This is a genomic window from Pontibacter ummariensis (genome assembly GCF_900188175.1).
Classification (GTDB): Bacteria; Bacteroidota; Bacteroidia; order Cytophagales; family Hymenobacteraceae; genus Pontibacter; species Pontibacter ummariensis.
Window position 1 is genome coordinate 85,799 of record NZ_FZOQ01000013.1, and the last position, 26,921, is coordinate 112,719.

At 51.8% G+C, this 26,921-nt stretch carries 24 protein-coding genes; 15 read left to right on the top strand and 9 right to left on the bottom strand.

What is annotated here, in order from left to right; translation table 11 throughout:
• Positions 1 to 9 precede the first annotated feature (9 nt).
• The gene (locus tag CHB92_RS14525; protein ID WP_245842597.1) at positions 10 to 342 is read right to left on the bottom strand and encodes a DUF2752 domain-containing protein; all 333 of its coding nucleotides are present in this window, start codon (positions 340 to 342) and stop codon (positions 10 to 12) included.
• A 68-nt stretch (positions 343 to 410) separates the two neighbouring features.
• Between CHB92_RS14525 and CHB92_RS14530 the strand changes: the two genes are divergently transcribed.
• Positions 411 to 1,877 (top strand): PQQ-dependent sugar dehydrogenase, encoded by a 1,467-nt coding sequence (locus CHB92_RS14530; RefSeq protein ID WP_089319956.1) that lies wholly within the window; start codon positions 411 to 413, stop codon positions 1,875 to 1,877.
• Entirely contained in the window at positions 1,874 to 2,239 is a 366-nt protein-coding gene (locus CHB92_RS14535; RefSeq protein WP_089319957.1) for a c-type cytochrome, read from the top strand. Before CHB92_RS14530 ends, CHB92_RS14535 begins: the two co-directional genes overlap by 4 nt.
• A 458-nt stretch (positions 2,240 to 2,697) precedes the next feature.
• Here CHB92_RS14535 and CHB92_RS14540 read toward each other — a convergent pair whose 3' ends face one another.
• Entirely contained in the window at positions 2,698 to 2,922 is a 225-nt protein-coding gene (locus CHB92_RS14540) for a hypothetical protein (protein ID WP_106219129.1), read from the bottom strand.
• Here CHB92_RS14540 and CHB92_RS14545 point away from each other — a divergent pair.
• The 4 genes from CHB92_RS14545 to CHB92_RS14560 all read left to right on the top strand — a co-directional run bounded on the left by CHB92_RS14545 (position 2,921) and on the right by CHB92_RS14560 (position 6,370).
• Positions 2,921 to 3,289 carry a thiol-disulfide oxidoreductase DCC family protein gene (locus CHB92_RS14545; protein WP_089319959.1) on the top strand — a complete coding sequence of 123 codons (369 nt, stop codon included), beginning with the start codon at positions 2,921 to 2,923 and terminating at the stop codon, positions 3,287 to 3,289. The genes CHB92_RS14540 and CHB92_RS14545 overlap by 2 nt on opposite strands.
• Before the next feature lie 126 nt (positions 3,290 to 3,415).
• The gene (locus CHB92_RS14550) at positions 3,416 to 4,726 is read left to right on the top strand and encodes a hemolysin family protein (RefSeq protein WP_089319960.1); all 1,311 of its coding nucleotides are present in this window, start codon (positions 3,416 to 3,418) and stop codon (positions 4,724 to 4,726) included.
• A gap of 73 nt (positions 4,727 to 4,799) precedes the next feature.
• A complete protein-coding gene (locus CHB92_RS14555) occupies positions 4,800 to 5,276 on the top strand; it encodes a hypothetical protein (protein WP_089319961.1) in 477 nt (158 codons plus the stop codon).
• Positions 5,277 to 5,443: 167 nt separating this feature from the next.
• Positions 5,444 to 6,370 (top strand): DUF4380 domain-containing protein, encoded by a 927-nt coding sequence (locus CHB92_RS14560; protein WP_179223057.1) that lies wholly within the window; start codon positions 5,444 to 5,446, stop codon positions 6,368 to 6,370.
• A 70-nt stretch (positions 6,371 to 6,440) separates the two neighbouring features.
• On the opposite strand, the gene CHB92_RS14565 is transcribed toward CHB92_RS14560, so the two are convergent.
• The 4 genes from CHB92_RS14565 to CHB92_RS14580 form a co-directional block, all read right to left on the bottom strand.
• Positions 6,441 to 7,394, bottom strand: a complete 954-nt coding sequence (locus tag CHB92_RS14565) for an SMP-30/gluconolactonase/LRE family protein (protein WP_089320035.1) — start codon at positions 7,392 to 7,394, stop codon at positions 6,441 to 6,443.
• Between the two features lie 191 nt (positions 7,395 to 7,585).
• Positions 7,586 to 7,822 carry a hypothetical protein gene (locus tag CHB92_RS14570; protein WP_089319963.1) on the bottom strand — a complete coding sequence of 79 codons (237 nt, stop codon included), beginning with the start codon at positions 7,820 to 7,822 and terminating at the stop codon, positions 7,586 to 7,588.
• 231 nt (positions 7,823 to 8,053) lie between these two features.
• Positions 8,054 to 9,292 (bottom strand): DEAD/DEAH box helicase, encoded by a 1,239-nt coding sequence (locus CHB92_RS14575; RefSeq protein WP_089319964.1) that lies wholly within the window; start codon positions 9,290 to 9,292, stop codon positions 8,054 to 8,056.
• Positions 9,293 to 9,477: 185 nt separating this feature from the next.
• Complete coding sequence (locus CHB92_RS14580; RefSeq protein ID WP_089319965.1) at positions 9,478 to 10,221, bottom strand: oxygen-binding di-iron domain-containing protein; 744 nt, start codon at positions 10,219 to 10,221, stop codon at positions 9,478 to 9,480.
• Between the two features lie 248 nt (positions 10,222 to 10,469).
• Between CHB92_RS14580 and CHB92_RS14585 the strand changes: the two genes are divergently transcribed.
• From CHB92_RS14585 to CHB92_RS14600, 4 genes are read left to right on the top strand one after another with little or no spacing between them, the layout of a single operon-like run.
• A complete protein-coding gene (locus CHB92_RS14585; RefSeq protein WP_089319966.1) occupies positions 10,470 to 11,171 on the top strand; it encodes a TetR/AcrR family transcriptional regulator in 702 nt (233 codons plus the stop codon).
• 4 nt (positions 11,172 to 11,175) lie between these two features.
• Positions 11,176 to 12,915 carry a peptidase domain-containing ABC transporter gene (locus CHB92_RS14590; protein ID WP_245842598.1) on the top strand — a complete coding sequence of 580 codons (1,740 nt, stop codon included), beginning with the start codon at positions 11,176 to 11,178 and terminating at the stop codon, positions 12,913 to 12,915.
• 7 nt (positions 12,916 to 12,922) lie between these two features.
• Complete coding sequence (locus tag CHB92_RS14595; RefSeq protein WP_089319968.1) at positions 12,923 to 14,290, top strand: HlyD family secretion protein; 1,368 nt, start codon at positions 12,923 to 12,925, stop codon at positions 14,288 to 14,290.
• An 8-nt stretch (positions 14,291 to 14,298) separates the two neighbouring features.
• Entirely contained in the window at positions 14,299 to 15,738 is a 1,440-nt protein-coding gene (locus CHB92_RS14600) for a TolC family protein (RefSeq protein ID WP_089319969.1), read from the top strand.
• Between the two features lie 102 nt (positions 15,739 to 15,840).
• Here the strand turns inward: CHB92_RS14600 and CHB92_RS14605 are convergent, their stop codons facing one another.
• Together CHB92_RS14605 and CHB92_RS14610 are read right to left on the bottom strand one after the other, a co-directional pair.
• Positions 15,841 to 16,662 (bottom strand): sulfite exporter TauE/SafE family protein, encoded by an 822-nt coding sequence (locus CHB92_RS14605; RefSeq protein ID WP_089319970.1) that lies wholly within the window; start codon positions 16,660 to 16,662, stop codon positions 15,841 to 15,843.
• Positions 16,663 to 16,872: 210 nt separating this feature from the next.
• Entirely contained in the window at positions 16,873 to 19,452 is a 2,580-nt protein-coding gene (locus CHB92_RS14610) for a lamin tail domain-containing protein (protein ID WP_089319971.1), read from the bottom strand.
• Positions 19,453 to 19,700: 248 nt separating this feature from the next.
• On the opposite strand from CHB92_RS14610, the gene CHB92_RS14615 reads away from it, so the two are divergent.
• Positions 19,701 to 20,690 (top strand): aspartate-semialdehyde dehydrogenase, encoded by a 990-nt coding sequence (locus tag CHB92_RS14615; RefSeq protein WP_089319972.1) that lies wholly within the window; start codon positions 19,701 to 19,703, stop codon positions 20,688 to 20,690.
• Between the two features lie 732 nt (positions 20,691 to 21,422).
• Positions 21,423 to 22,319: an alpha/beta hydrolase fold domain-containing protein gene (locus CHB92_RS14620; RefSeq protein WP_218824263.1), complete on the top strand. Its 897-nt coding sequence runs from the start codon at positions 21,423 to 21,425 to the stop codon at positions 22,317 to 22,319.
• 76 nt (positions 22,320 to 22,395) lie between these two features.
• Here the strand turns inward: CHB92_RS14620 and chrA are convergent, their stop codons facing one another.
• Positions 22,396 to 23,745, bottom strand: coding sequence for a chromate efflux transporter (gene chrA, locus CHB92_RS14625; RefSeq protein ID WP_089319974.1), 1,350 nt, complete (start codon positions 23,743 to 23,745; stop codon positions 22,396 to 22,398).
• A gap of 255 nt (positions 23,746 to 24,000) precedes the next feature.
• Between chrA and CHB92_RS14630 the strand changes: the two genes are divergently transcribed.
• The 3 genes from CHB92_RS14630 (at position 24,001) to CHB92_RS14640 (ending at position 26,804) form a co-directional block, all read left to right on the top strand.
• Positions 24,001 to 24,543: a GNAT family N-acetyltransferase gene (locus tag CHB92_RS14630; RefSeq protein WP_089319975.1), complete on the top strand. Its 543-nt coding sequence runs from the start codon at positions 24,001 to 24,003 to the stop codon at positions 24,541 to 24,543.
• Between the two features lie 450 nt (positions 24,544 to 24,993).
• Positions 24,994 to 26,079, top strand: coding sequence for a hypothetical protein (locus CHB92_RS14635; RefSeq protein WP_089319976.1), 1,086 nt, complete (start codon positions 24,994 to 24,996; stop codon positions 26,077 to 26,079).
• A 347-nt stretch (positions 26,080 to 26,426) separates the two neighbouring features.
• Complete coding sequence (locus tag CHB92_RS14640; RefSeq protein WP_089319977.1) at positions 26,427 to 26,804, top strand: hypothetical protein; 378 nt, start codon at positions 26,427 to 26,429, stop codon at positions 26,802 to 26,804.
• Positions 26,805 to 26,921: the final 117 nt, after the last annotated feature.

The following is a 26,921-nucleotide window of genomic DNA, read 5'->3' on the forward strand; positions in this document are numbered from 1 at the left end:
ATGCTCTTGTTATGGTTGTTTCTTGAAATGATTCCTTTGCCAGTGCAGCAACTTGCCACAGCGTACGGCCAACAGTACTACCGCCGGCACCGCGAGCGGATGCGCCTCCCAGGAAGCCGCTAAATTACCCCGGAACAAATAGGCAATACCGTGCCCCAACCCACAGCCCGGGCAGCCACCTTCCAACAGCCAACTAAAAGGACACAGGCTAAACAGATGCTCCCCCTCCGGCTTCAGGAAAGCCAGGGTAAACAACCCCGCTCCCCAAAGCAGCACCTCCAATAAGTAACTCGTTTGTCGTAAAAACGAAGCCCGGGAACGGTGTCGCAGCAGTAATTTCAACTTTAGAGGTTAGGTTCCGTACTGAAACGCATGGTATAATTTATACTAAAAATCCTGATATCCCAAACATGAAGTCCTTACACTACCTGCTTCCGCTGCTTCTGGCTGTTTCTCTGAGCGGTTGCTTCAGGTTGCTGTCCTCAGACGGAGGTGGCCAGGGCCGGATCCGCATGGACGTGCGCCCTGTTGACCCGGAGGCGATCGCTTTGCCTGCCGGGTATCAGGCCGAGGTCGTAGCCACTGGGCTCACCTTCCCGACAGGGGCGGCTTTTGATGCGCAGGGCCGCCTGTACGTTATAGAGTCCGGTTACTCGTATGGGGAGATATTCTTTGAGCCCCGCCTACTGCGCGTGGAACCGGACGGCAGCCTCACCACTATTGCGACAGGCGTAAAGAACGGGCCCTGGACGGGTATTACTTATTACAAGGGCAACTTCTATGTGGCAGAAGGGGGCGAACTACTGGGAGGCAGAATTCTGCGCATCTCCCCGGATGGCAACATCACCAGCCTGGTAGAAGATCTCCCTACCATGGGCGACCATCATACCAACGGTCCCGTTATTAGTGCCGATGGCCAACTCTACTTTTCGTTGGGCACGGCAACGAATTCCGGCGTGGTGGGACCCGACAACTACGACTACGGCTGGCTGAAACGCTACCCTGATTTCCATGATATTCCCTGCGAAGACATTGTACTAGTTGGCAGAAATTACGTCAGCGATTTGCCGCCAGAGCCTGAAAGCGCCGAGCACGTGACAGGTGCTTACTCGCCCTATGGCACAGCCACAACGGAGGGCCAGGTGATAGAAGGCCGCATTCCCTGTTCGGGCGCTGTGATGCGCATACCAGTGAATGGCGGTGCAGCGCCCGAGCTCGTGGCCTGGGGCTTCCGCAACCCCTTCAGTTTGGCCTTCTCACCTGCGGGGAGGCTTTATGTAACCGAAAACGCCTACGATGTACGCGGCAGCCGCCCGGTCTGGGGCGTTGCCGACAACCTGTGGGAGGTACAACAGGGCAAGTGGTATGGCTGGCCCGATTACGCCGGGGGTGAACTGATTGACGGGGAACGGTATGAGGCCCCGAACAAGAAGGTGCCAAACCCCATACTTGCCAGGCATCCGAGCAAGCCGCCCAAGCCAGTCGCCAAGCTGGGGGTTCACTCCTCCTCAAACGGTTTGGACTTTTCCCGTAGTGACGCCTTTGGGTATAAAGGGGAAGCTTTTATAGCACAGTACGGCGACCTGGCACCAGGTGTGGGCAAAGTCCTGGCCCCGGTAGGCTTTAAGGTGATCCGGGTAAACGTGGAAACGGGCGTAGTGACAGAGTTTGCGGCCAACAAAGGTAAAATGGTGGCTCCTGCCTCCAAACTGATGACAGGCGGGCTGGAGCGCCCCATAAGCGTAAAGTTCTCCCCAGATGGAGAGAGCCTCTACATAGTGGATTTCGGGATTATGGAAACAGGAGAGGAAGACCTTAACCCGGAAGTTGAAACCGGGGTTATCTGGAAAATCACGAAAACGGAGCCCGGCCTATGAAACGATACTTTTTACTCAGTGCCGGCTTCTTTTTACTCCTCATGCTTAGCCACTGCGGCACGGCCCGCCGTGGTGTCCCCATGTTCTCTCCCATCAACCTAGAAAACCCGGCTGTGGCTAAAGGGGAGAAGATCTTTATGGCCTACTGCCAGAAGTGCCACCCGGGAGGGACGGCTGGCCTCGCCCCCGCCATCAACAACAAGCCTGTTCCAGGCTTTCTGATCCGTTTCCAGATCCGAAACGGTTTGGGCATGATGCCGGCTTTTAAGGAAGAGGTCATTTCGGATGAAGAGCTCGACTACCTGATGGCTTATATCAATGAGTTGCGCAAGACAGATAAGAAAGATATTGACCTGGATTAGCTTTCTACAGTTCGCTTATTTAACTGAGGGAGGTCTCTTTGCCTATGGGAGAGGCCCTTCTTGGGTGAGGCGCGTTCTCCGTCCAGCGCTGTGTGCCTGAGGCTGCTCCTCGCTCCACTGCGGGCTACCCTTCGGGGCACCGCAACATCCACAAATAGAACCCGAAAGCTTACTTATTCGACCAGCAAGTGATTCTTCCCTGTATCACTGGTACCCCAAACTTTATGAAAGATCTAAACAGAATTCTGAATAGATTTCTCACGAGGTTCGGGATGACTGGACAGTATAAGCTTTTAGCTGATTCTTACCGGGAACCTATCAGTGAAAGCTATAGCATTAGGGGGTGAGAAAACTAACAACAGAAGAAAGCTTTGCTAGCTACAGCGCAAACAGGCCTGCCAAGTGCGCGCATGACAACTTTTTATTTGAGCGTTCAGCGAGTGGGGGAAGGAGTTCCGTTAAACAAAACCGTGTTGATTCTTTTGCACCCCTCCTTTTTTCAAGAAAGGGTGCCGAAGGCGGGGTGGTAAATCTCTTTTCTCGGGAAGACCTTCCTCCGCTAAGGAGAAATAAGCCCCACCTGCCGAGGCAAAAAACCAACTAAAAGCTTTACCAAACAAATTAGACCAAGCTCCTGTACGCCAGCATACACCTTCGTTAATTTTAAATTCTTCCCAGCCCATGCCCGAAAAGCCCATACTTGTATACGACGGAGACTGCAGCTTCTGCAAATACTGGGTGCGCCGGTGGCAGCGCAAAACTGGTGACAGGGTAAGCTACGTCCCTTTTCAAGAGGTGCCGGAAGGCTTTCACGAGATCAGTGAACTTCAGTTTAAGCGGTCGGTGTGGCTCATCATGGAGGACGGCCGGAAGTTGCATAGTGCTGCAGCGGCCTTTGAGCTTTTAGCGATCGGCGGCTTCAGGGCCGGGAGGTGGCTGTACTACCGTGTGCCTTTTGCAAGTAAAGTATTTGAGTTAGCATACCGTGTGGTCGCAGACAACAGAGACCTCTTTTATAAGCTTACGAAACTCTTCTTCAGGGACGCCTGAACGTACCCTCCTTTCCAAAAGAGCCACCTGCAACATACAAAGAGCAGCTTAAAAGCGCTTCTGTGCGTATGCACAAGCAAATACGCTCACACAGCGCCCGGCTAACAGAAGGCCTCCGGCTAAACTATGGAAATACTTGTCTTATTTATTTTAACCCTGCTTAACGGCTTCTTTGCCCTCTCCGAAATCGCCCTGGTGTCTGTGAAGCGTAGTCGCATAGAACAGAAGGCAGCAGAGGGAAGTTACAGCGCCCAAACGGTGCTACAGCTTTTGGAGGACCCTGAGAACTTTCTTTCGGCAGTGCAGGTGGGAATAACGCTGATCGGCATTGTGGCGGGTGCCTACGGTGGCGCGGCTCTCTCTGATGACCTGTTGCCGGTAATCGCAGCGGTAGCCCCCTTAGCCCCTTATGCCCCCCAGTTGTCCATCGTTATTGTGATCGGCCTGATCACTTATTTCACCATTGTGGTTGGGGAGCTGCTCCCCAAGACCATTGCCCTCAACAACCCGGATGGCATTGCCCTGGCTGTTGCCCCTATCATTAAAGCGTTCACCGTCCTTACCTTCCCCCTGGTAAAGCTGTTCTCTGGCTCTACCAGCCTTCTTACACGGCTGCTCGGCATCAAGAAACAGGACTCCGAAGCATCTCTTACAGAAGAGGAGCTCCGCCACATGATACGGATAGCAGGCAAAGAGGGGGTGCTGGAAAAAGAGGAGCAGCGCATACACGACAACATCTTTTACCTGTACGAGCAACGTAACCGTAGCCTCATGACTTACCGCACGGATGTGGAGTGGCTGGACCTGAACTGGACGCCGGAGCAAATACAGGAAGCCATCTCCAGGGGTGCGCACACAAAGTTCCCGGTGTGCCAGGGCGACCTGGACAACGTGGTAGGGGTCTTGTCAGTAAAGGACTATTTTGAGTGCATAAGCCGTGAGAGCGTGCAGCTACAAAGCATCCTGAGCAAGCCCATCTTTCTTTCGGAGCATATGCTGGCCATGAACACCCTGAAGCTTTTCCAACAGAAACGGCAGTACTTGGCCTTTGTGGTAAATGAGTTCGGCTCCATTGTCGGTATCATCACCCTGCACGACATTATGGAAGCCATTGTAGGGGACCTGCCCGATGTAAATGAGTCGCTGGAGCCAGACGTATTTATCCGTGAGGATGGCACATATTTGGTCAGTGGCTCTACACAAGTGTACCACCTGAACCAGACGCTTGGCCTGGAGTTGATTCCTAATGCTCCGGAACATTACTCCACGCTGGCGGGCTTTATCCTCTACGAGCTTTCCAACATCCCGCAGGTGGGCACTAAACTAACTGTCGCTGATTTTGAACTGGAGGTCATGGACATGGACGGCAGCCGTATTGACAAGGTGCTGCTCAGCCCGATCGCTCCGCTACCCGAAAAGCACACGGCTGCCTCATGACGCTACAGGGAGTATAATTTTAGCTACCTTTGCTGCACACTTGTAGCAACAAGTGTCTTTTTAAGGACTTACAGTGAATAAACAGCTAAAGAACCAGGTAAAAGCACTCGCTGTTTACCAGATAGCGGGAGGTATTTTAGGCATTGCCTTCACCCTTTGGGTCATGTTCAGCGGACAGGTACTTATTACCCAGGAAGTCTTGCGTATTGCCCTTTTTGCCACTGCCCTTTTCGTGTTCTCCCTACTTTGCGGCCGGATGTTGTTCCGCAAGCCGGAACGGGGGCTTGTACTTTCGCTGGCCAACCAGGTGCTGCAGGTGGTCTACTTCGCTTTTGGGGCCTACGGCTTTCAGTATGTGGCGGGCCTTCGGGTGGGATTGGGAATGGACATGACGGGTTCCTGGACTTTCAAGTTCCGCCTGGCACTCTCCTCCTTCCAGTTTGACTTCGGAGCGGACACTAGCCAAAAGTTCATTGGCATTAACCTGGTAGCGCTTTTCCTCATTTTTTGGATAGAGCGCCTGCTGGAGAAAGTAAAGGCGGGGAAATAAGCGACGTACTTATATCTTGCTTATTTTCGTGGGTGTCTTTTACCTGGAAGCGTAGCCAATCTTGCAATCGCCATTTCCGGGGAAGGACCGGAGCAAAAAAGGATGGCAGCTAATGCCAGCAAATCATCATAACTCGACACCCTCTCATGAAACGTCCTTTAAGTGCAATGAACCTGCTATTTGCAGTAGTTTTCGTTTACGGTTGCAGCAATCAACCTGATGCGACAGTAGAAGAACTGGGAGCACCAGAAGTGCAACTGCAAAGCCGGCAGGACAGCACCTATCAGCTCAGCTTTGCAGGCTTAGAAGTAGAAATAGCACCACAGAAGGGAGGCAGAATCACCTCGCTGCAAATGGGAGGGAAAGAACTTTTTGCCTCCTTCGACACACTTAGCTTCGGATCCACCTTCTGGCCTAGCCCGCAAGGCGCCTGGGGTTGGCCTCCTTCCTACCCCCTGGATGCCGCCCCATATACTGCCACTGTACCCGACAAGGTACTGCGGATGGTGAGTCGGCGGGATGAAAAGCTGGGCTGGCAGTTTGAAAAGGACATCACGCTGTTGCCTGAGGATACTGCCGTTTCCATTACCTATACCATTCGAAACATCGCTGATACGGTGCAGCAGGTAGCCCCCTGGCAAAACTCCAGGATAGAGAAAAAGGGGCTGGTGTTTTTCCCGAAGGGCAAGCAGCCCCTCACGCAAGGGCAGCACTTTAAAACGGTGCCTGTGCAGGAAAAAGACGGGATTGTATGGCTGTCGCTCCAGCCTGATATGCTCTCGGAGGGAGAAAAGCTGATAACGGATGGTGCCGAGGGCTGGCTGGCCTACGCGAACGACGGACTCCTGTTGGTAAAACAGTTTGAGGATGTAGCACCCCAACAACAGGCGCCGGGTGAAGGCGACGTGGAGATCTACGTCGCGAAATCAGGCGCAAACTTTACAGAGATAGAACCGCAGGGACCTTACCAGACCTTACAACCTGGCGAGGAGTTAACCTGGACGGTGAAGTGGTATGTGCGTGAACTGAAGCAAGCGATTGAGGCTGGGAATCCTGCACTCGTGCAGCAGGCTCGCAACTTGATCCGGGAATAGCATCTTACAAACGAAAGGGAACGTGCTATAAGACACACCCCCTTTCGTTTGTACCCACTACCGCCCTGCATTACAATGCTCCCTCATAAAACTCAGCTGGTACGCCACGCACTCCGGGCTCTACAACAAAAAGGCCTCCGCTTAAAGGATATTTCTCTAGCTGCTCCGGGCTTAGCCACTCACGCGCAGAAGTAATGTACAGTTTATCGAGGTTCTTCCCACCAAAGGCAACAGAAGTTGTATGTGGGGCGGGCACTTCTATCCGCTGTAGCAGTTCGCCGGTGGCAGGGTCCCAGCGGGTAACAGCTCCAGCCCCCCACAGCGCTACCCACAGCTTACCCTCCGCGTCAATCGTCATGCCATCCGGCGCCCCCCCTGCCGACTGCGGAATGCGGATCACTACTCTGCCGTTACTGATTTCCCCTGTTTCATTATTGTAGTCAAAGGCCTGCACCGCCATAGTAGGTGTATCCACGTAGTACATCGTCTTTTTATCCGGAGACCAAACAATTCCGTTGGAGATCGTCACGCTGTCCAGTACTTCGTGTACGCTCCTGTCTTTGTCCATCCGATACAAGCTGGCAGCCCCTTTCTTTGAGTCGAGGGCCATAGAGCCCACCCAGAACCTGCCGGCAGGATCACTTTTCCCATCATTAAACCGGATACCCTCTTTCAACGGGTTCGCGATAAAAGTCAGCTTGCCTGTTTTGGTGTCTATTTTATGAATGCCATTCTGCAAGGCCACTAATGCTCCTCCGCCTTGCACAGGCACTACCGTGCCGATGCGCGCGCCTGCCAGGAACTCTGTGTCTTTTTTTGTGGCAGGGTCATAAACATGTAGTTTCTCACCCTCTATGTCTATCCAGTACAGCTTATTTTCGGTAGGATGCCACAGCGCGCCCTCTCCTAACCGGGCTTTTGCATCCAGCTCCAAGGCTGCCGTAGTTGTGCTTTGTACGAATCGGAACGCTACTGTTGCCATCAGGCACAGAAACAGGGGGCTGAGTAATAACATCTTTTTCATGTTAGAAAGATTGGAGATAAACAGCATTTACGCAAATACGAAGCATTTGATTCTGCTCAGGAGCAAAAGGCTGCTGCATAACAAAGCCGCCCCGCTTGGGAGCGGGGCGGCTCATTAAGATTGTGGGTAACTTGTCTTCGCTGTGTACGGTGTACAGAACTAAAAAAACAATGCCGGGTAGTTCCGACTTCCTAATGGGTTGGGCTTTCTTCAGCCGTGCTGTCTACGGGAGGGACTTGCGGATGGGCGGCTCTTTCCTGTTCCCGCTTTAATCTGGCCCGCTTAATGCGCTCATCTTCGAGCATGCCTTCTGTAACCGTGTCGGCGAATTGCCTGGAAAAGCCAAAGCTATCGTCTACCGTTCTCTCATTTAGATCCCCAGTGTTATAAAACAAATCTGAAAGGAAATTTCTACCTCTTCTTCTCATAACGCACTCCTTTCTAAAATTCGGGCAGGCACACACCTCCACGAGTTAAAAAATAAATTAAATTATTACCAATACTCTGTTATACGAGATTTGTAAAAAACTAGTGCCTCCGAAGGCCTTCAACTTGAGGATAGAAAACTAAAACGCGGCGGGCCCTGAAGCCTACTGCTTCAGGGCCCGCCGTGCACATTTTTGACTTATAAAGACCAGTGTAGTGGTTATAAGACGTGTTTACCGCTTCTTCTTACCTTTCCGGCCCGCCTTCTCCTGCTCTTCCGCCTCTTTCAACAGTGCTTTCCAGTCATATTTGGCGTCGGCGCTGAAGTCGATGGTGGCTTCGTAGTCTTCTTTGTCTACCTCCAGCACCTTAATGTCTTTCGTCAGGTACTTTTGTATCTCATCAAGTATCGGCTTTTCTTCCGGCGAGCAGAAACTCACGGCAATGCCTTTCTCAGTGCCACGTCCCGTACGCCCCACCCGGTGCACATAGTTCTCAGGCTGCTCCGGCAGGTCATAGTTCACCACGTACTCTACGCTTGGAATGTCGATACCACGGGCGCTTACATCCGTAGCGATCAACAGCTTCACCTCTCCTTTCTTAAACTTGCGCATCACGTCCAGCCGGTCTTTCTGCTCCTTGCCACCGTGTATGGCAATTGCCTCGATACCCGCGCGCTCCATGGCGGCTACCACACGTTCGGCACGCACTTTAGTTCGCACAAAGGCCAGGATCTTCTTCTCAGGGTTCTCCTTTACGATGCGCTCCAGGAAAAAGCGTTTGTCGTCCATGTCCACGTACATCACGGAGTGATCCACGTTCTTGGACACCGGGTCTTTCGGCGAAATTTGAATACGCACCGGCTTGTTCACCAGAGAATAGGCCAGTTCTTTTATCTTTTCGTTGATGGTAGCCGAGAAGAACAGGGTCTGGCGCTTGCGGGGCAGTTTCGTGATCAGCTGGCGAATGTCATGGATAAAGCCCAGGTCCAGCATGTGGTCCGCCTCGTCCAGCACCAGCACTTCTACGCGGTGCAGCTGGATATACCCCTGGCTCACGAGGTCGAATAAGCGCCCAGGTGTGGCAACCAGTACATCAATGCCTGCCTCCAGCTTTGCGATCTGGGGCCCCTGCTCCACTCCGCCGAACACACAGAACGTGTTCACGCGGGTGCCGCGTCCGATCTCGTTAAACACTTCCGTAATTTGTAGCGCCAGCTCCCGCGTAGGTACCATTACCACGCATTTAATGCCATCACCGCGTTTGCGGTTTTTGCTAAATTGAAACCGGTCGAGCACCGGAATAGCAAAGGCGGCAGTCTTACCTGTTCCGGTTTGCGCAATAGCCAGCACATCCTCCCCTTTCATAATGGGTGGAATGGCTTTAAACTGGATATCGGTTGGCTTTTTGAAGCCCAGCTTGCTCAGGCTTTTCTTTATTTCATCAGAGATGCGGTAATCTTCAAACTTCATGGAGATGCTACTGTATAAGTGTACCTGCTTTTAGTACGTACGGTAAAAGCGTACTGCAAAGGTAGTTTATCTTTTCGGCATCTATAGCCTGGCTGTTCCTTTCCTCCCCTCTGTGCTCTTACCCGCTACAAAAGGCTTCCTCGCTTACAGAACTGCTCATCAACAGATAGTCCGGGAGGTGAACGCTAGCTTTCCAGTACCAGCCTCTCTTCGCCTAGCTCTTCTTTCATCACCAGGTTCAAATCCAGCAACGCCTGCGCACCGTTGCCGTTGTAGGAGGAGCCGTGCATGGTAGCCAGTGTGGTTGGTTGTAGCGCCGCCAGCTCTTTCAGCATACCCGCCGTTTTGTGGGTATAGGGCATGTAGTCGCTTAAGGGAGACTGCTGCCCCGCTCTCAGCGATGTACGCACCCTCTCCATAATGTCCTTATCTGTAATGGCTGTAACGTTGCCATTCTGGTGAAATAAGTCAGAGCACAGCAGGACTTTGTTCTTTTCCTCAAACATAACGCCTGCATCCCACCCATGCGGCAGGTGTGGTGTTGGTATAAAGCGGTAACTGTACTTCCCCGTAGTCAGTACATCCGCCCTTGTTAAACCTTTTGCTGGCCTGATAGCAAAGTCACTCATGTTCACAATAGCCCCTACCTCGCTACACACACCCTGCGCATGCGGCGCTATTTGCAGCCAGTCGTTTAGCGAGCCACATTCGTCCACTTCAAAATGGCTGAAGCCAATCCAGCGGAGCTTTTCCGGGGCAACTACCTTGGCCAAGGCCTCTTTTAGCAAGGGGAACATACTTCTCATTCCGGTGTGGTAGAGCAGCGGCTCCTCATCCAGGATCAGGAAGTGGTTAAACTGCATGTCGAAATCAGGCACATACACGCTGATCCGGTACAAATCTGGCGCAATTTCATTAATGTTTGTCATGATAACAGCGGAAAGACCTTTTATAAAAGTAAATTTTTAAACAAAATAATCTAATAATATTACGATCCAGGTTATAAAAAGGCCACCAGCGGGCTACAAAAGAAACAGGTAAAAAATAATAGTTACAGAAACTTTTATGATAGTATTACTATTATTAACAAAAGCTTGCATAACTTTGCAGCCCCGAAGCAGGGAAAGGCTCTTTAAAAAGAGGACCAGCTTTCGGAAAGGATTAACATAAAAGAAGAATGGCCACTAGCATTCACATCAACCTGAGTCATAAGTCTTACCTCCGGGAGCCGGAGAGTACGGAACTGGGCAGAAAGATTATTACGGAAAGCATCAAGCTGATCGACGCGTTAGGCTTTGAGCAGTTCACCTTCAAAAAGCTGGCGGCAGAGATCGGTTCTACCGAGGCCTCTGTTTACCGCTACTTCGAGAACAAGCATAAGCTGCTGGTATACCTGGTGTCGTGGTACTGGGCCTGGGTAGACTATAATGTTACGTTCCAGACCCACAACATTCAGGACCCGCGCCAGCGCCTGTGCCGGGCATTGGAGGTTTTGACCAAAGCAGGACAGGATGACGACCCGGCTGTGGCTTACATAGATGAGCGCATCCTGTACCGCATTGTGGTAGCGGAGTCGTCTAAGGTGTACCACACCAAAGAGGTGGATGCCGAAAACAAAGAGGGCTACTTTCTGGAGATAAAGCGTCTGTGCCGTCACTTAGCGCAACTGGTACTGGACATAAACCCCGCTTATCCTTACCCACACGCCCTCATCAGCACCATCATGGATGCAGCGCACCAGCAACCTTATTTCGCAAAACACCTGCCGTCGCTAACAGAGATAAAAGACACGCAGCGCGCTAAAGAAGAAACACTGGAGTTTTTAAAACACCTGCTCTTTTCTGCAGTTGATAGTGTTGAGTACAACAGTAAACAGTAAAACTATGGCTAGTAGTAGCACACAAACGCATATAACCCCCATGCAGCGCTTCCTGGCCCTGCTAAAAGTAGAGAAACGAGAAATTGTCTATCTCTATGTGTATGCCGTAGCTGCCGGACTTATCAGTTTGGCACTGCCCCTGGGTATACAGAGCATCATCGGCTTTATCTCCGGCGGACAGATATCCGTGTCGGTCGTGGTACTGATTGGTTTGATCGTGCTGGCCTTGCTGATCGTAGGCGGCCTGCAGGTGATGCAACTGTGGCTGGTAGAATACCTGCAGCAGCGTATTTTCGCCAGAACCGCTTTTGACTTTGCACACCGCATCCCACGCCTGCAGGCAGAGGCCCTGAACCAGTACTACCCGCCAGAACTGATGAACCGCTTTTTTGACGTGGTGTCGCTACAGAAAGGACTTGCCAAGATATTGCTGGATTTCTCGACTGCGGTTATCCAGATCGTGTTTGGCCTGATCCTGCTTTCGCTGTACCACCCCTACTTCATTTTCCTGGGAATCATACTAGTCATCGCTTTGGTCTTCATCATCTGGTCGACTGGCAGCAGAGGCGTCGAGACAAGCCTGATGGAATCGAAGTATAAGTACAAGCTGGTAGCCTGGCTGGAGGAGATGGCTCGCTCTCTGAGCACGTTTAAGCTGGTGGGCCACACCAACCTGCCGATGGAGCGCACCGACGGCTATGTGAGCAGTTATCTGAAAGTACGGAAAGAGCACTTTAGCGTGCTCATGACACAGTATCTCAGCTTTGTGGGTTTCAAGACCTTTATCACAGGCGGCTTACTGGTACTGGGGGCTGTTCTTGTGGTGCAGCGGGAGATCAACATCGGCCAGTTTGTAGCTTCCGAGATCGTCATCATCCTGATAATGACAGCTGTGGAGAAGATCATCGTGAAGCTGGACACTGTGTACGACGTGCTGACAAGCCTGGATAAAATAGGCCATGTAACGGACTTGCCTATCGAGGAGGTAAAGGGCATACAGCTCGCTGAACTGCCGCTTAATGGCGGACTCGGCATACAAGTTCAAAAGCTGAACTACACCTATCCGGACATGAAGAGAACAGTCCTCAAAAACATCAACTTCCAGATAAAACCATCGGAGCATGTCTGCCTGGCAGGCTACAATAACTCCGGCAAGAGCACCCTTATCAGCCTGTTGCTGGGCCTGTACCCGTCTTACGAGGGCAGCATCATCTACAGCGGGGTATCGCTGCGCGACCTGCACATCGGGAATCTGCGCAGTCTGATAGGCGACAACATGTCGAAAGAGCAGGTCTTTGACGGAACACTGCTGGAAAACATTACCCTGGGCCGTGACCTGCCACTACAGGATGTGCTGTGGGCAGTAGAACTGGTGGGATTGGCTGATTTTGTGCATGAGCTTTCGGAAGGACTGCAGACTTATCTCGTAGGCGGGAGCCAGCGCCTACCGGCAAGCATCGCCCGCAAAATAGTGATGGCACGCAGCATCGTGAGGCGCCCGAACTTGCTCATTATTGATGACTTCTGGGTAGGCATGAGCAAAAAGGAGAAGATGAACCTGATGCGCACACTGGCCAGCGAGCAGTTCAACTGGACGATGATCATCGTGTCCAATGACCAGGACGTGATGGAGCTGTGCGACCGCACACTGCTGCTGCAGGATGGCCAGCTGGTAGCCTCCGGCAGCTATGAGCAGCTGAGCCAGCACGACCTATTGAAAGAACTAACGGAAGTAACAGCCTAAAGAAATTATGTCGAAGACAACAAAAGATACTGGCCAAACCGACTACTTGCAGTTGGAGGCCATGAAACAGGTGCAGACACCTCGCCAGGGGCGTGTACTCACCTACTGGATTGGGGGCATTTTTCTGGTGATTCTGCTCTGCCTCTTTTTGCCCTGGACGCAGAACATCAGTTCACAGGGAGTTTTAACAGCCCTCTCGCCACAGGACAGGCCGCAGACAGTAGAGGCTATCATAGCAGGCCGTATTGTAGAGTGGCATGTGCTGGAGGGCACTTTTGTAAATAAAGGCGATACCATTGCGAGCTTAGCGGAGATAAAGGAAAAGTACCTGGACCCGAACCTGCTAGCTAACCTGGAAGAGCAGCTGGAGGCAAAGCAAGGGTCGGCCGTGGCAACGGGGGCCAAAGCAGAAGCCATGCAGGAGCAGATTCAGGCGCTGCGCGAGGGCCTGGTGTTCAGCCTGCAGAAAGGTCGTAACAAGGTAGAGCAAACCCGCCTGAAGCTGCAAAGCGACAGCATAGACCTGGTAGCGCAACGCACAGAACTAGCCATTGCCGAATCCCAGTTTGAGCGGCAGGAGAGCCTATACGAACAGGGCCTTAAGTCGCTGACAGAACTCGAGCAACGCCGCCTGAAACTCCAGGAGGCACAGGCAAAGCTACTATCGCTGGAGAACAAGGTCGCATCTACCCGCGCAGAGCTGCAGAATGCCCGCACCGAGCTTAACTCGCTGCAGGCAGAGTATGCCGACAAGATCGCAAAGGCAGAGGCGGAGCTCAACGCTACCCGTTCCTATGTGTTAGGTACACGGGCAGAAGTGGCCAAGCTGCAAAGCGAGTACAACAGCACGCAGGTCAGAAGCCAGTACTACCATGTGCTGGCGCCCCAGGCCGGGTACCTGGTGCGAACACTCAAAGCAGGTATTGGGGAAACGGTGAAAGAGGGAGAGGCACTGGCTACCATCATGCCTTTCGACCCGGACATGGCCGCCGAGCTGTATGTAGACGCCCTCGACCTTCCGTTGATAAAGCCGGGGGATGACATGCGGCTGCAGTTTGAGGGATGGCCTGCCCTGGTATTCTCCGGTTGGCCAGGCGCCAGCTTTGGCACCTTCCCTGGTGAGGTGGCTGTGATTGACAATGCGGGCACCGATGGCAAGTACCGCCTGCTGGTAGTGCCGGACCCGGACGGGGAAGAATGGCCTGATGCCCTCCGCGTAGGCTCCGGCGTGCAAGGCTGGGCCATGCTAAACACAGTGCCCATCTGGTATGAGCTCTGGCGCCAGCTGAACAACTTCCCGGCTGACTATACGGGTGACCAAAAAGTTGCAACAAAAGAAACCAAGAAGACAGCAGAAATAAGCTACGAGGAATAAGCGGAAGCATGAGATTGAAGAATAGTTATATAAGGCTGTGGTTCGCCCTGGTACTTCTGGTAATCGGGGTGCCCTTGGCAAAGGCGCAGGAACAGGACTCTGTGCAGGTGCTGACCCTACAGGAATACCACCGCCTCATCCTCCAGTACCACCCTGTTGCCTCCCAGGCGGCCCTGCTTACGGAGCAGGCGCGCCAGGAGCTCCGGATAGCACGGGGTGCCTTCGACCCTACTGTTAGCAGTAAGCTTTACCGCAAAGAGTATAACGGCAAAGAATATTATAACCTTTGGAGTAACACCCTGCGCATACCCACCTGGTTCGGTCCGGAGTTGGTAGCCGGTTTCGACAAAAACTCCGGCCTGTACCTGAGCACTGAGAACGTACTGCCTCCTGAAGGCTTAAGCTATGCTGGCATATCCGTTCCGCTGGGACAAGGCCTGTTCATCGACGAGCGCCGTGCCACCATACGCCAGGCCAAACTAATGCAGGGTATAGCCGAGGCAGAGCGCGTCAAGCTGATTAACAAGTTGCTGCTGGATGCCACCAAAGACTATTGGGAGTGGCTGCAACAGTACCGGACAGCGCAGCTGTACCAGGAGGCAATGGAGTTGACAGGCGTGCGGCTACAAGCCGTGAAAGCAAGGGTTCAGGAAGGAGACCTGGCGGCTATTGATACCGTGGAGGCACTGGTGGCCTTGCAGGACCGCGAGTTATTGCTGCAACAGGCCTTACTGGCGCTGCAGAATGCAAGGCTAGAGGTAGCCGTGCACCTGTGGGCAGAGGACCAGGTACCCCTGGAACTGCAGGAGGGTACTATTCCTGCCCTGTTGGGGGCAGAAGTAAACCCTGTAACAGAGGAAGAGCTAGCAGAACTGCTAGCTGCTGCCAGAATAAACCATCCCGATCTGCTGAAGCTAGGCCTGAAGGGAGAGCAACTGGAAGTGGAACGGCGTTATGCCGCTAATAAGCTCCTGCCCAAACTGAACGCAGAGTACAATGTGCTGCAGCGCGACTTTTACCTGCACCCGGAAGTGATGGAGCAGGACTACCTGCAGGGCAATTACAAGTTAGGCCTTAGCTTTAGCGTTCCCCTTTTTCTCCGGCAGGAACGTGGCAAGCTGCAACTTACTAAGGCAAAGCTTCAAGCCAACAACATGGAACTAGTGCAGCAAAGTCGGGAGATTGAGTATGCCGTGCTGGCCGCCTACAACGAGTTACAGGCCTTGGAAGAGCAGTTGGAGCTGCAGCAACGCTTGGTGGCCAATGCCCTCGCTCTGCGTCAGGGTGAGCAAATCCGCTTTGAGAGTGGAGAAAGTTCCCTGTTCCTTATCAATGCCAGAGAAGTAAAGTTGCTGGAGGCACAGGCCAAGCTTTATGCCCTGCGCGCGAAGTACGCCAAAGCGAAAACCACGCTGTTCTGGGCTGCTGGCGAAATTCCGGTGGAATAAGTTAAAGCTGTAGCGCAGGACCAGCAGCTTTTTTATAGAAAATGTTCGAGAGAGGTGCAAAGTTTTGCGCCTCTCTTTGTTTTAAGTGCTAGTCCTAATGGCTTACCCCTTTCGGCCAAGCCACTGTTGTACAGTAGTCGCCAGTTTCGTTAGTTCACCACTGTCGGCCCCATAGGTGTCATACGTAAACTTGATGATAATACCCGACACGACGACCAGGAACAGCACACGCACAAACCCAACTCCGCGCTTCAGGGCGGTACGGGTGCCTAGCTGGGAACCCAGGATGCTGCATAAGGCCATCGGAACAGCTATTTCATACAGGATGTAGCCTTTGTAGCCAAAGTATAGCAGTGCCGAAAGGTTAGTCGCCACGTTTACCACTTTAGCGGCGGCAGAAGCAGCCAAAAAATTAAAGCCGAACAGGCCAATAAAGATAAAGATGAGGAAGCTGCCAGTACCCGGACCAAAAAAGCCGTCGTAAAAGCCGATGCACGCTCCTATCAACAAACCGTACAGGCGCTCTTTCGATGCCGTCAGCTTTGGCGCGTGCAGGGCCCCGAAGTCTTTTTTGATAAAGGTATAGACGGCTACCAGCACCAACAGCACCAGTATGAGCGGTTTAAGCATGCCGGCATCCAGGTGGCTCAATGCTCTGGCTCCTAAAAAGGAAAAGACAAAAGCAGATCCTGCCGCCGGCAGAATAGCCCAATAATTGATTTTAACAGTACGCACATAACGCACCATGGCTGCTGTGGTACCGGCAATGCCTGCAAACTTACCTGTTCCGAAAACAGCAGGAAGCGGTACGTTCGGCAAAAAGACCAGCAAAGCCGGCAACTGTATCAGGCCTCCTCCGCCCACCACAGAATCGATAAAGCCCGCCATAAAGGCAAACAGGCACAGGTATAGGATGTTCTCCATCGTGAGAAAGCCCGGAATGGTTATTCGTACTGTTTACTTTCCTCAACTTAGGCTGCCATGCAGCAACAGGCGTTAAGTGCTCCAGCCCTGCTGAAAGCGGCGCAAGATACAGCATTACTTGGATGGAGGAACTTTAAATGTTAATCAATTCCGATAGATAGGTTCAGAGACAAATACTTTCAGGCATACCGGCCTATCAAGTGCTTCCTTTTATAAGCTCCCTCCGAGCACCACCTTCTCCTTATAGGCGTGCTTCTCGCCGTTCAAACCAAACAGCTCTATGTAAAACAGGTAATAGCCTATAGTAGCCTTGCTACCGTCTTCGCGGAGTCCGTTCCATCGAAAAAAACCGTCTTGTGCGAGAAGTTCATTCCGAACCAACTGGCGAACGGGGCGACCTTCTGAATCGAAGATGGTGATGTTGGCAACCAAGCCTGTTTTGTCTGTGTGGTAGTTAATCGTGGTGTAGTCTTCATAGCCGTCCCCGTCCGGAGAAAAGACACGAGGTGCTACTTCAAACACCCGCCGCACGGCCACTCCCTCCTGCGATTGTGAGTTCTTATAACCGGGCGTGGCGTAAACAGTAGTAGCCGCTGAGTGGAAATTGCCGGCTATGCTCGGCCCCTCCAGCCGCAGGCGCTCCAAGGATACGCCGCTCACGTCATCGATCAGCTTAAAATGCATGCCCTCGTTGTAGCTAAACTTGTCGGCCACCTGCCCGTCGGGTTGCAGCAGTACAACCGTGCCGGCCTCATCCGGATAGCTGGGCAAGGTACTCATTTTAAGGAAAGCGTCCTGCTCACCTGCCGGGTAGTTCATTTTAACGTTGCCGGGGTCAGAGGTAAGTACAACATACTGCCCCGGTGCCAGCACATAGTTCTCTGCCGTAATTGTTTTCCTGTTCCGGATGCTGTCTCCGCTTGTGCTGGCCAGTTGCCAGTACTGCAGGTTCAGGTACTTTTCGCTGCGGTTCACCAACTCTACAAAGTCCACTCCGTTGGGCCGGGGGTTAAACAGCACTTCGTTGATGACCACGTCTCCAGGTTCGGGAGGAACCGGTAAGGCAAAGGTAGCAGTCAAGGGCTGGGTGCTAAGGTTACCAGAACAGTCTGTTATACCTGTGGCTGTAAGCGTGTACTGTTGGCCCTCCTGCAAAGGAGTGCCTAAGCTTAAGGTAACCTCCGCAAATAATGGCCTTGCTACCTCCACCTCTGTTAGTGGTACATCCGGCTTAAGAGTATAATGAGCTATGGCAGCTGCCTGTGTACTGTCCAGCCGCTCGTTAAAGCGCAGCTGTAGTTTATCCGGGGCAAGGGCGGTTATCTCCAGTAGCGAAGGAGGTGTATTATCCGGATTGGAAGCGGCAACAGCGTTAACCTGGGCGGGGGTACCACCCCGTGGGTCTGTGGATGCCGTCCAGTTATCAACACCCGCACAAGGGTTCCCAACATCAATCATTTCGAGGCTCCAGCCACCTTCGCGCTTACTCCGGTCCTTGTACCAGTTGTTTGAGTAATGAACGGCATAGATCAGGTGCCCGTCCGGCTGGCGCAACTGTAGCAATTCGCCACTGTTATTCAGGCTGGGGAAATTGCTAATGCCAATCACCTTGCCATACTCAGAAAAGTGTTGCACCTGGCTTTTTGGCACCACCACCGCATGTTCCCCCGGCAGTAGCTGTGCATCTGGCAGCACGGTCGTGGAGGTCGCGTCGGAGTAGCGGACGCCTTTCAGCGAGAGCACTTTGTCTGTCGGGTTATACAGCTCGATGTACTCTTGCCCGGGCAATCCCACAGCAGGTGTTTCATCCGCCATGATCTCTGTAATCAGTAGTTCATTATAGGCAGGCAGGGCAGCCGGGGGCACAAACGCGAAGGTTCTTTCTATCGGGGCTTTGAGTTGGTTCCCGTACAGATCCGCCAGGTTCCGTATTAACAGCTTGTTATCACCACCATTCATTTTCTGCCCAAACCTTAGCCTGACCGTTCCTTCCTCAACTAGCTCGGCAGCCGTTGGCTGCAGACTTCCGTTCAGGACATAGTGCTGCACCTCCTGCGCCGGACTAGGCTGTAAGGGCTCGTTAAAACGCAAGGCCAACTCTTCCTGGCTCAGAGGCTCTACTACTTCGAGGAGTGGCGGCTGGTCATCCCTGATCGTAAAGTCGTCAAAGAAGAACTTTTGGCTACTTGCCGCAGCGTATTTCAATAGCACACCAAAGTAGTCTGAGCGCTGGTAAGTGGCATCGGTGGCAGTACCCTGTAGCACATAGTTTTGCCCGGTGCCCGTTTGGTCTATGGCTAAAGTCCACGCATTGTTTACGTCTCTGCTTACCCGCACCCGCACCAGATTATGCGTGCTACTGCCAATGGTACCACCGTCCCCGTTGATCAGATACACCGGGCTTTTACCCCCGTCTTTGCGAAAGAGGCTCACCTCATCCGGAGTACCTCCAATGCGCACAAAGTAGCCCTCTGCTTGGTTCAGGCTAGCCTCGCTTGCCATCAGAAACACGTCTGCATAGTTGCCCGAAGATGTGGAAAGCTTCGGGTTTGCCCAGAATTCCCATGTTGTACCGGTCACGGCCTGTGACGGGGTGATCAGCTGCAGGAAGGTACCCGTAACAGCGGGTCCATTGCTTTGCAGCTGTTTTTCGCTGTTAACCACAAAGCTTTCCACATCTCCTGCCCAAGGGGGGCTGTGGGTAATGTTCCCGTCCGTAAAACTCTCCCGCAGCTGAGCCTGCGCAAACAATGGAAGTAGCAGAAGGATAGCGCGTAAAGTTTGCTTCATTTGTAGAATTGTGATGAAAACTTGTTTACTTTGCGATTGTGCAAAAGAAAGCCCCGGTATCCTAAGGCCCTGCAAAGGCGAAGAGAGTTGGCAACCTTTGCGCAACGAAGGGACAAAGCCCGGCAGGCCTCTCGCTTATAGAACTATCTCAGAAACTTTTACGGAGGCACAACAGGTTTTGGACAAAACCGGTGGCTTTTAGGCTACCCAAACTTTACGAACCATTTGTCATTTTTAACCCATAAACAATGAAAGTAGCAGTTGTAGGCGCCACAGGATTGGTTGGCGGCGAGATTTTGAAAGTGCTGGCGGAGCGTGACTTCCCGGTGACAGAGTTATTGTTGGTTGCTTCTGAGAAGTCTGTTGGTAAACAGATGGAGTTTAAGGGTAAACAGATAAAGGTTATCGGGATGCAGGACGCAATTGCGGCTGCCCCGCAAATAGCAATTTTCTCTGCCGGCGGTGGCACCTCCACCGAGTGGGCTCCTAAGTTCGCCGAAGCAGGCACTGTGGTCGTTGACAACTCCTCTGCCTGGCGCATGGACCCTAGCAAAAAGCTGGTAGTACCGGAGATCAATGCCAAGGAACTGACAAAAGAAGACAAGATCATTGCGAACCCGAACTGCTCTACCATCCAGATGGTAGTAGCGCTGAACAAGCTGCACGAGCAGTTAAAGATGAAGCGCATTGTAGTCAGCACCTACCAGTCCGTGACAGGTACAGGCGTGAAGGCAGTGGACCAACTGATGAACGAGCGTGCCGGCAAGGAAGGTGAGAAAGCGTACCCTTACCAGATCGACCTGAACGTGCTACCACACATCGATGTGTTCCAGGACAATGGCTATACCAAAGAGGAGATGAAGATGATCCTCGAGACGAAGAAGATTATGGGCGACGACTCTATCCGGGTAACGGCTACAGCCGTGCGTATACCGGTAATGGGTGGCCACTCGGAGTCAGTAAACGTAGAGTTTGAGAAGGACTTTACGCTGGACCAGGTCTACAACATCCTGAACGAGACAGAAGGCGTGGTAGTAGTAGATGACGTAAAGAACCTGAAGTACCCGATGCCGCAGGACGCCCACGGCAAAGACGAGGTGTTGGTAGGCCGCGTACGCCTGGACGAAACACAGCCACGCTCCCTGAACATGTGGATCGTGGCCGATAACCTGCGTAAAGGTGCCGCCACTAACGCTGTGCAGATTGCCGAGTACCTGGTGAAACACCAACTGGTGTAACCCTAACAGCAGTTATAACTCACACAGAAGAGCCGCCCTGATTACAGGGTGGCTCTTCTGTTTTTAGGCCGGCTTTTTCTCTGTCGCATGATACATCATCAAATGGCATGACAATGACTACTAAATACGCTTACGATGACAGGGGCTTACTGCTTAGTAACACGCGGAGCGGCTCTGTGAGTAAGGAAGCCTATACGACTCGATATCTTGTGCATAACTAAAAAACACTAAAACATCTTAAATAGAAATATTTAGTTTTACCGTATGCCTTTATTAAGTACTTTCAGTATACATCAAGCTTGTAACCATGACGACAGGAATTAGAAAAGTATGGAGCTCTATTAATAAAGGTCTGACCATGACGAATGCTATTCTTTTAGCAATAGTAACGGGGAACGTAACTAATCCTAAAGAAATTAGAAACCTGAGAATCCCATTCACAGCAAATATTCTCCTATTGACGCTCCTCTGCATAGGATTAGTAGCAGCCGTTTACAAATTGCGAGGTTAAGCTTTCTTGGCAAGTTTAGCAAGGCTCCATATATCAACATGAGAGCTAGTTAAATAGCTACCCTGAGGAGGCAGCAATCTGCTTCAATCATTCTGCTCAAGGTTTTAAATAAAGAAAATAGAAGAGCCTTTTTATCTGACGCAGCACAAAAGTCACCCTTCGGCTGCCTCTCACTAACTTTATGTTCATTCACTGCACAAACCAAAGACACCACTACGCTGATGAAAAGCTTCACCTATTACCTGACTCTTCTGGTTATAAAACTGAAGGGCCTTAAGCGGGAGTTTTCGAAAGACCCGATTGACTACAGGAAGCTACGTCAGGAGGATGTGCATACACCAAACAGCAAGGCATTCCGGCCACACCAGCTAGAGCAGTTCAAGGTTGCGGAAACACTGGTCACTGAAATACGAACTCCTCATTCTAATGGCCACCTGATTATATTTTGCCACGGCGGGGCTTTTGTGTATGGACCGGCCCGCCACCATTGGGATGCCGCCAGGCGCTTAGTGTCAACCACAGGTTGTACACTTTGGATGGTGGACTACCCCAAAGCACCCGAGCACAAAATAGACGTCATTTCACAAAACATCGATCAGGTCTACGCGAAGGCTCTTACCCAATATGATGCCGGCAGTGTTACCTTGCTTGGCGACTCTGTGGGTGGCACCCTGGTTACAAGCCTGACACAACGACTCGTAGAAGGTAAAGTAGCCCGACCATCACAACTGCTACTGATTTCCCCTGTCATGGACGCAGCTGTTTCTAACCCAGAAATAGAGCAGGTAGACAAGATTGATCCGATGCTTTCAAAAGCAGGAGTTCTGAGTGCTAAAAGCATGTGCGCATTAAACGGTAATCTGGAGGATCCCAGGATTTCGCCAATTAAGGGAGACTTCACGAGTTTCCCACGTGTGGTCATGTTTCTTGCCGAAAACGACATCACATACCCAGACCAGAAAATAGCAGTTCAAAAGATGGGGGATGCCAGAGTGGACGTTAAAGTAATAGTAGGAAAAGGGCTGCCGCACATCTGGCCTATTTTACCCGTGATGCAAGAAGGGCGGATTGCCTTTCGGGAGATGGTAAACGAGATCAATCAACAAGACTACCCATAGCACTGTGCATAGCTAATAGGTTTTAACAACGTAATCAAGAAAGCACAAGGTGCTGGCGCAGGGTAACCCCTAAAGTTTAGGGCTGACAATAGCCGAGCAGGTACATGACCAGGCCAGCCAGTGCGCTTATTCCTATCCAGGGAATCATTCCTACTTTATAGCGGTACATGGCAAGTAAAGAGACGACAATCCAGCCGAGGGCGAAATAGTCTATCCCCAGGTTGGTATGAATGCCTCCAATCACTACCGCCTGGCCGAAGTAAACGGTCAGGTTCAGAACAACCCCGACTACAGCAGCCGTTATAACATTTAACACGGCTTTAACCCTCACGTTACTTTGCGAGTTCTCTACAACAGGAGCTCCAACAAGTATGAACAGGAAGCAGGGCAGAAAGGTGTAGTAGGTGGTTACCAGCAGCCCCAGTGTACCCATGAGCAGAGAGCCGGCAAAGTAGTTATACCCGGCCATAAACCCGACGAAGGCCAGCACCATTACCAGAGGTCCCGGGGTAGTTTCCCCCAGGGCCAGTCCGTCGATCATCTGATAGCTGCTAAGCCAGTTAAACTTCTCAACTGCTACCTGTGCTACGTAGGGTAGCACGGCATAGGCACCGCCGAAAGTCACAAGGGCTGCTTTCGTAAAAAACAAGGATAGCCTGTTCCAGAAACCGGTCTCCTGCAGCAACAAGTAGAACAAGAGAAAAGGAACTACCCAAAGTAAAGCAGCCACCGAAAGCTGTTTCGCCATCCTTTTCCAGCTGAATCCTGATTGGGGCAATGCGGAGGCGCTGTTGATATAATATCCTGTCTCATAGTCAGGTCTTTTCTCTTCTGCACTTTGCTGTTTAAGCACTCGCGGGGAAAAGCGAAGCAGGAAGAGAGCTATGCCTGCAGCGCCCAAAATAAGGAAGGGAAACGGCACCTCCAGAAAGTAAATCAGGACAAAGCTTAGCAGGGCCAGGCCATAGTGCAACCCACTGACCAAAGCCTTCTTGCCTATCTTCACCAGCGCCAACGCTACAATGGCGACTACGGCTGGCTTTAGTCCATAAAACAGTGCCGCCACCCAGGGAATACTGCCATAGGTCACGTACACCAAACTCAGGCCCAGCAAGATAAACACCGAAGGCAGCACGAATAGAATACCTGCCGTTAAACCTCCTCGCACGCCATGCAACAGCCAGCCTATGTAGGTGGCCAGTTGCTGCGCCTCCGGCCCCGGCAGTAGCATGCAATAGTTCAGTGCGTGCAAGAACCTGGAATCAGACACCCATTTCTTCTGCTCTACCACAAACGCGTGCATGATGCCGATCTGGCCGGCCGGGCCGCCAAAGCTGATAAAGCCAAGTTTCAGCCAGAAGTAAAAGGCCTCTTTAAAGCCCGGCTTATTTGGGGAGGACGTAGCAGTGGCAGGAATGACAGGCATAAGCTAAAAAATAAATTGGCAAAGGTGTAGCGTGTAAAGCAAAAGTAGGACAGCCATTTTAGCAGACCTACGCGGAAGAGGAAATGTAGTAAACTTTACGCCTGCAACAGTCCGATGTTCTGGCTCATTTTGCCCTCATCTTTGTTCTCTTCATAGCCTGTCTTTCCGGTTACCTTTACCTCCTTTGGCCCATAGGATGCTCTTTAGTGATGCCGTCTCTTAAGCTTATTAACTACCTTCGCAAAACAAACCCACATGAGCGCCTTAAGAATCTATACTGACAGACTTGTTCTGGTTCCCTTTACCCTTACAGTAGCACAGTCGCTTTTACAGGGTAATGTAAGCGTGCTGGAGGAGCTCCAGCTACAACCAACTACTTACTGGCCTGACCAGGAAGCCCTTGAGACCCTGCCTAAGATCATTAACAACCTGGAACTGGTGCAGGAGCCGACTGGCTTTGAGTCGTGGATGGTCGTACTACAAAGCAACAAAACCGTAATAGGCGATGCCGGCTTCAAGGGTCTACCTAACGCGGAAGGGGAAGTAGACATCGGTTATGCCATTATAGAACAGGAACACCGGAAGGGCTATGGCCTAGAGGTAGCCAGAGGCTTAGCAGGCTGGGCGCTGGAGCAGCCGGGGGTAAAAGCTATCACAGCAAAGTGCCTGATCCACAATGCACCCTCTGCGAGGATACTGGAGAAGCTAGGGATGCAGAAGGTGAACAGAGACGAGACCATGATACATTGGCGGTTAGATAAGCTCACCCAACAAAAGTTCCCCTCCCTGACCACTTAACACTGAAAGGCATACTTGCTGTTCGTACCTTCCTTGGGTACGGAAAGCAAGTAGCACTTATTCCTGCTATACAAGGAATAACCCCGAACCAACCACTAGCAAGCTGTCCGCAAGGGACTTGCTTCATGCGCTCAGAACTTCTTAAAGCAGCGGCTCTTGCTATTACTTTAGAGGGATAAACAATAAGCCTTTTCTTAGCTTAGCATGTTACAGGCCAAGCAAATAGCAGTTCTTTCCTCACCCGCCTACAGCATAACTTTTCCTAGCTAAAACAGGAGTTTTACTAAGAAATAAAGCAACTCAGTAGCTTACTTCTGGAACGACGGAGTATACTTAGTCATTCTGCCGTGCTATTGCAAGAAGCCCCGCATCTGCTTCACCCGCCTGCCAGGGCCTTCCATCGCTGTCGTTTACCTTTCAATTCTTGTGTTTTAAAACCTAAAGTAAGCTATGAAACAGTTATCCTTACAAACAACCGCTTTTATCCGGAAGCAAGCCTCCTTCTTCCTGCTCCTTCTGCTAGGGCTTGTGTCCTTTTCCTGCTCCCCGGACGATTTCTGGGATGACTTTGAAGATTTGATCGGCGACCCCGATAAGCCGAAGGGTGTACCAGAGGTCATTACCTTTACCGAGGCCGGTCTTTACCCGGAGGGGGTGAGCCATGATGCCATCTATCGCCGCTTTCTGGTCTCCTCTGCCTACGAGGGGACAGTGGGCACTGTAAGTTATTCCGGAAGCTACTCCCCTTTTATCACAGACGAACGCTTGATCGCCAGCCTGGGGCTAGAGGTGGACGAGGCCAGGAAGCGAGTACTCGTTGCCGGTGCAGACCCAGGCATTGCAGCAGGCTCCAGCCCGGCTACAGCAGGCCAAACAGCTGTATTAGGCATTTATGACCTGAAAACCGGTGCTCCCCTCCATTTCGTTGACTTGGCAGCCCTACGGCCTGACCCGTCCCATTTTGCCAACGACATTGCCCTGGATAAGCAAGGGAACGCTTACGTAACGGACAGTTTCTCCCCTGTCATTTATAAAGTTGACAGGGCAGGGAACGCCACGGTATTTTATGAGTACGAGAGCCTGACCACGCCACAAGGCGCTTTCGGGCTAAACGGGATCGCCTACCACCCTGCTGGCTATCTTCTGGTGACACACTCTGCTAATAATGCGCTTTACAGGATTCCGCTAAACAGCCCGGCTGATATCACCCGGGTTCAGCTTGATACTCCGCTCGAGTCACCGGATGGCCTGTTGCTGAGCGAGAATGGCAAACAACTGGTTGTAGTGAACAACGCAGGCGGACAAGACCCTGGCAGGGTATTGTCTTTCAAGAGCGAAAACAGGTGGGACTCAGCCACCCTGGCCGACAGCTTTGAGACTGGCCCTGTGTTCCCAACAGCAGCGACAGGCTATGGGGATGAAGTGTTTGTGCTGTATGCTTATCTGCATGAACTATTAAGCAACGCGCAACCGCCCCACGAAACATACACCATACGCCAAATGCCTTTCTCTGAGAACGAGACGTTCGGGAAGTAACTGCTGTAGCCTTTGAATAGAGGCAGGACTATCTACCTGATGGTATCGTAGCAAACCGGCATCGTTTAAACAAATGAGGCTTTTAAACTTCCATTCAAAATACTGTTTCGGCCCTTTACCCGAAACTATCTGACGGGGGCGTCTTAGTCCCCGTCATTATTTCAGAAAAGTTATGAAACCCGAGGAGCGTTGGTTGAATAATTTAAACGAACAGGCTTTAGCAAAATAAAGAGAGTCCGGAACCAGGTGAAGGCATAACTTTGTCTACAAATTTACTAACTTAGTACAACAGCATAAGTAAACGCCTATGCTGCGAACATGAAACCCTTACCTCAGCCCTTTACACCATGAAGATCATAACCCGCACTGTATTGTCTGCTGCTGTTCTTGGCTTTGTTGCCTGCTCCGGAACCGAGGAAAAGGCCAATACGCCTTCCGCTGCTATAACTCCCCTGAACCTGTCGGCTCCTGCCCAGCCAACAGGAGCCCCGGCACAGGGCGCAACGGCAGGACTTAATCCGGAACACGGACAGCCAAACCACCGCTGCGACATACCCGTTGGGGCTTCGTTAAGCCTCCCGGTACAGCCCAATTTAGGCGTACAACCAACGGTTGCTCCGCCGGCCCCATCCACTAAAGGCGTGATAGCAGTCGACGTTAATCCGCCACACGGGGAACTAGGGCATGACTGCTCTATTCCGGTAGGCGCGCCTTTGAACAAGTAACAGCATCAGAACTGATTTACGCTGACTACTCTTAGTACCGAAACGAGCTCTATGCCGGTAGGTATGAGGCGCTGAATAGGGCGAAAAGGCCCTATAGCACTTTTTACTCTATTTCCC

What these genes read in the sequence shown, in the direction of transcription:
- CHB92_RS14530 (WP_089319956.1), top strand. Translation starts at nt 411, where the DNA reads ATGAAGTCCTTACACTACCTGCTTCCGCTGCTTCTGGCTGTTTCTCTG.
- CHB92_RS14535 (WP_089319957.1), top strand. Translation starts at nt 1,874, where the DNA reads ATGAAACGATACTTTTTACTCAGTGCCGGCTTCTTTTTACTCCTCATG.
- CHB92_RS14545 (WP_089319959.1), top strand. Translation starts at nt 2,921, where the DNA reads ATGCCCGAAAAGCCCATACTTGTATACGACGGAGACTGCAGCTTCTGC.
- CHB92_RS14540 (WP_106219129.1), bottom strand. Translation starts at nt 2,922, where the DNA reads ATGGGCTGGGAAGAATTTAAAATTAACGAAGGTGTATGCTGGCGTACA.
- CHB92_RS14550 (WP_089319960.1), top strand. Translation starts at nt 3,416, where the DNA reads ATGGAAATACTTGTCTTATTTATTTTAACCCTGCTTAACGGCTTCTTT.
- CHB92_RS14560 (WP_179223057.1), top strand. Translation starts at nt 5,444, where the DNA reads ATGAACCTGCTATTTGCAGTAGTTTTCGTTTACGGTTGCAGCAATCAA.
- CHB92_RS14565 (WP_089320035.1), bottom strand. Translation starts at nt 7,394, where the DNA reads ATGAAAAAGATGTTATTACTCAGCCCCCTGTTTCTGTGCCTGATGGCA.
- CHB92_RS14570 (WP_089319963.1), bottom strand. Translation starts at nt 7,822, where the DNA reads ATGAGAAGAAGAGGTAGAAATTTCCTTTCAGATTTGTTTTATAACACT.
- CHB92_RS14575 (WP_089319964.1), bottom strand. Translation starts at nt 9,292, where the DNA reads ATGAAGTTTGAAGATTACCGCATCTCTGATGAAATAAAGAAAAGCCTG.
- CHB92_RS14580 (WP_089319965.1), bottom strand. Translation starts at nt 10,221, where the DNA reads ATGACAAACATTAATGAAATTGCGCCAGATTTGTACCGGATCAGCGTG.
- CHB92_RS14585 (WP_089319966.1), top strand. Translation starts at nt 10,470, where the DNA reads ATGGCCACTAGCATTCACATCAACCTGAGTCATAAGTCTTACCTCCGG.
- CHB92_RS14590 (WP_245842598.1), top strand. Translation starts at nt 11,176, where the DNA reads ATGGCTAGTAGTAGCACACAAACGCATATAACCCCCATGCAGCGCTTC.
- CHB92_RS14595 (WP_089319968.1), top strand. Translation starts at nt 12,923, where the DNA reads ATGTCGAAGACAACAAAAGATACTGGCCAAACCGACTACTTGCAGTTG.
- CHB92_RS14600 (WP_089319969.1), top strand. Translation starts at nt 14,299, where the DNA reads ATGAGATTGAAGAATAGTTATATAAGGCTGTGGTTCGCCCTGGTACTT.
- CHB92_RS14605 (WP_089319970.1), bottom strand. Translation starts at nt 16,662, where the DNA reads ATGGAGAACATCCTATACCTGTGCCTGTTTGCCTTTATGGCGGGCTTT.
- CHB92_RS14610 (WP_089319971.1), bottom strand. Translation starts at nt 19,452, where the DNA reads ATGAAGCAAACTTTACGCGCTATCCTTCTGCTACTTCCATTGTTTGCG.
- CHB92_RS14615 (WP_089319972.1), top strand. Translation starts at nt 19,701, where the DNA reads ATGAAAGTAGCAGTTGTAGGCGCCACAGGATTGGTTGGCGGCGAGATT.
- CHB92_RS14620 (WP_218824263.1), top strand. Translation starts at nt 21,423, where the DNA reads ATGAAAAGCTTCACCTATTACCTGACTCTTCTGGTTATAAAACTGAAG.
- chrA (WP_089319974.1), bottom strand. Translation starts at nt 23,745, where the DNA reads ATGCCTGTCATTCCTGCCACTGCTACGTCCTCCCCAAATAAGCCGGGC.
- CHB92_RS14630 (WP_089319975.1), top strand. Translation starts at nt 24,001, where the DNA reads ATGAGCGCCTTAAGAATCTATACTGACAGACTTGTTCTGGTTCCCTTT.
- CHB92_RS14635 (WP_089319976.1), top strand. Translation starts at nt 24,994, where the DNA reads ATGAAACAGTTATCCTTACAAACAACCGCTTTTATCCGGAAGCAAGCC.
- CHB92_RS14640 (WP_089319977.1), top strand. Translation starts at nt 26,427, where the DNA reads ATGAAGATCATAACCCGCACTGTATTGTCTGCTGCTGTTCTTGGCTTT.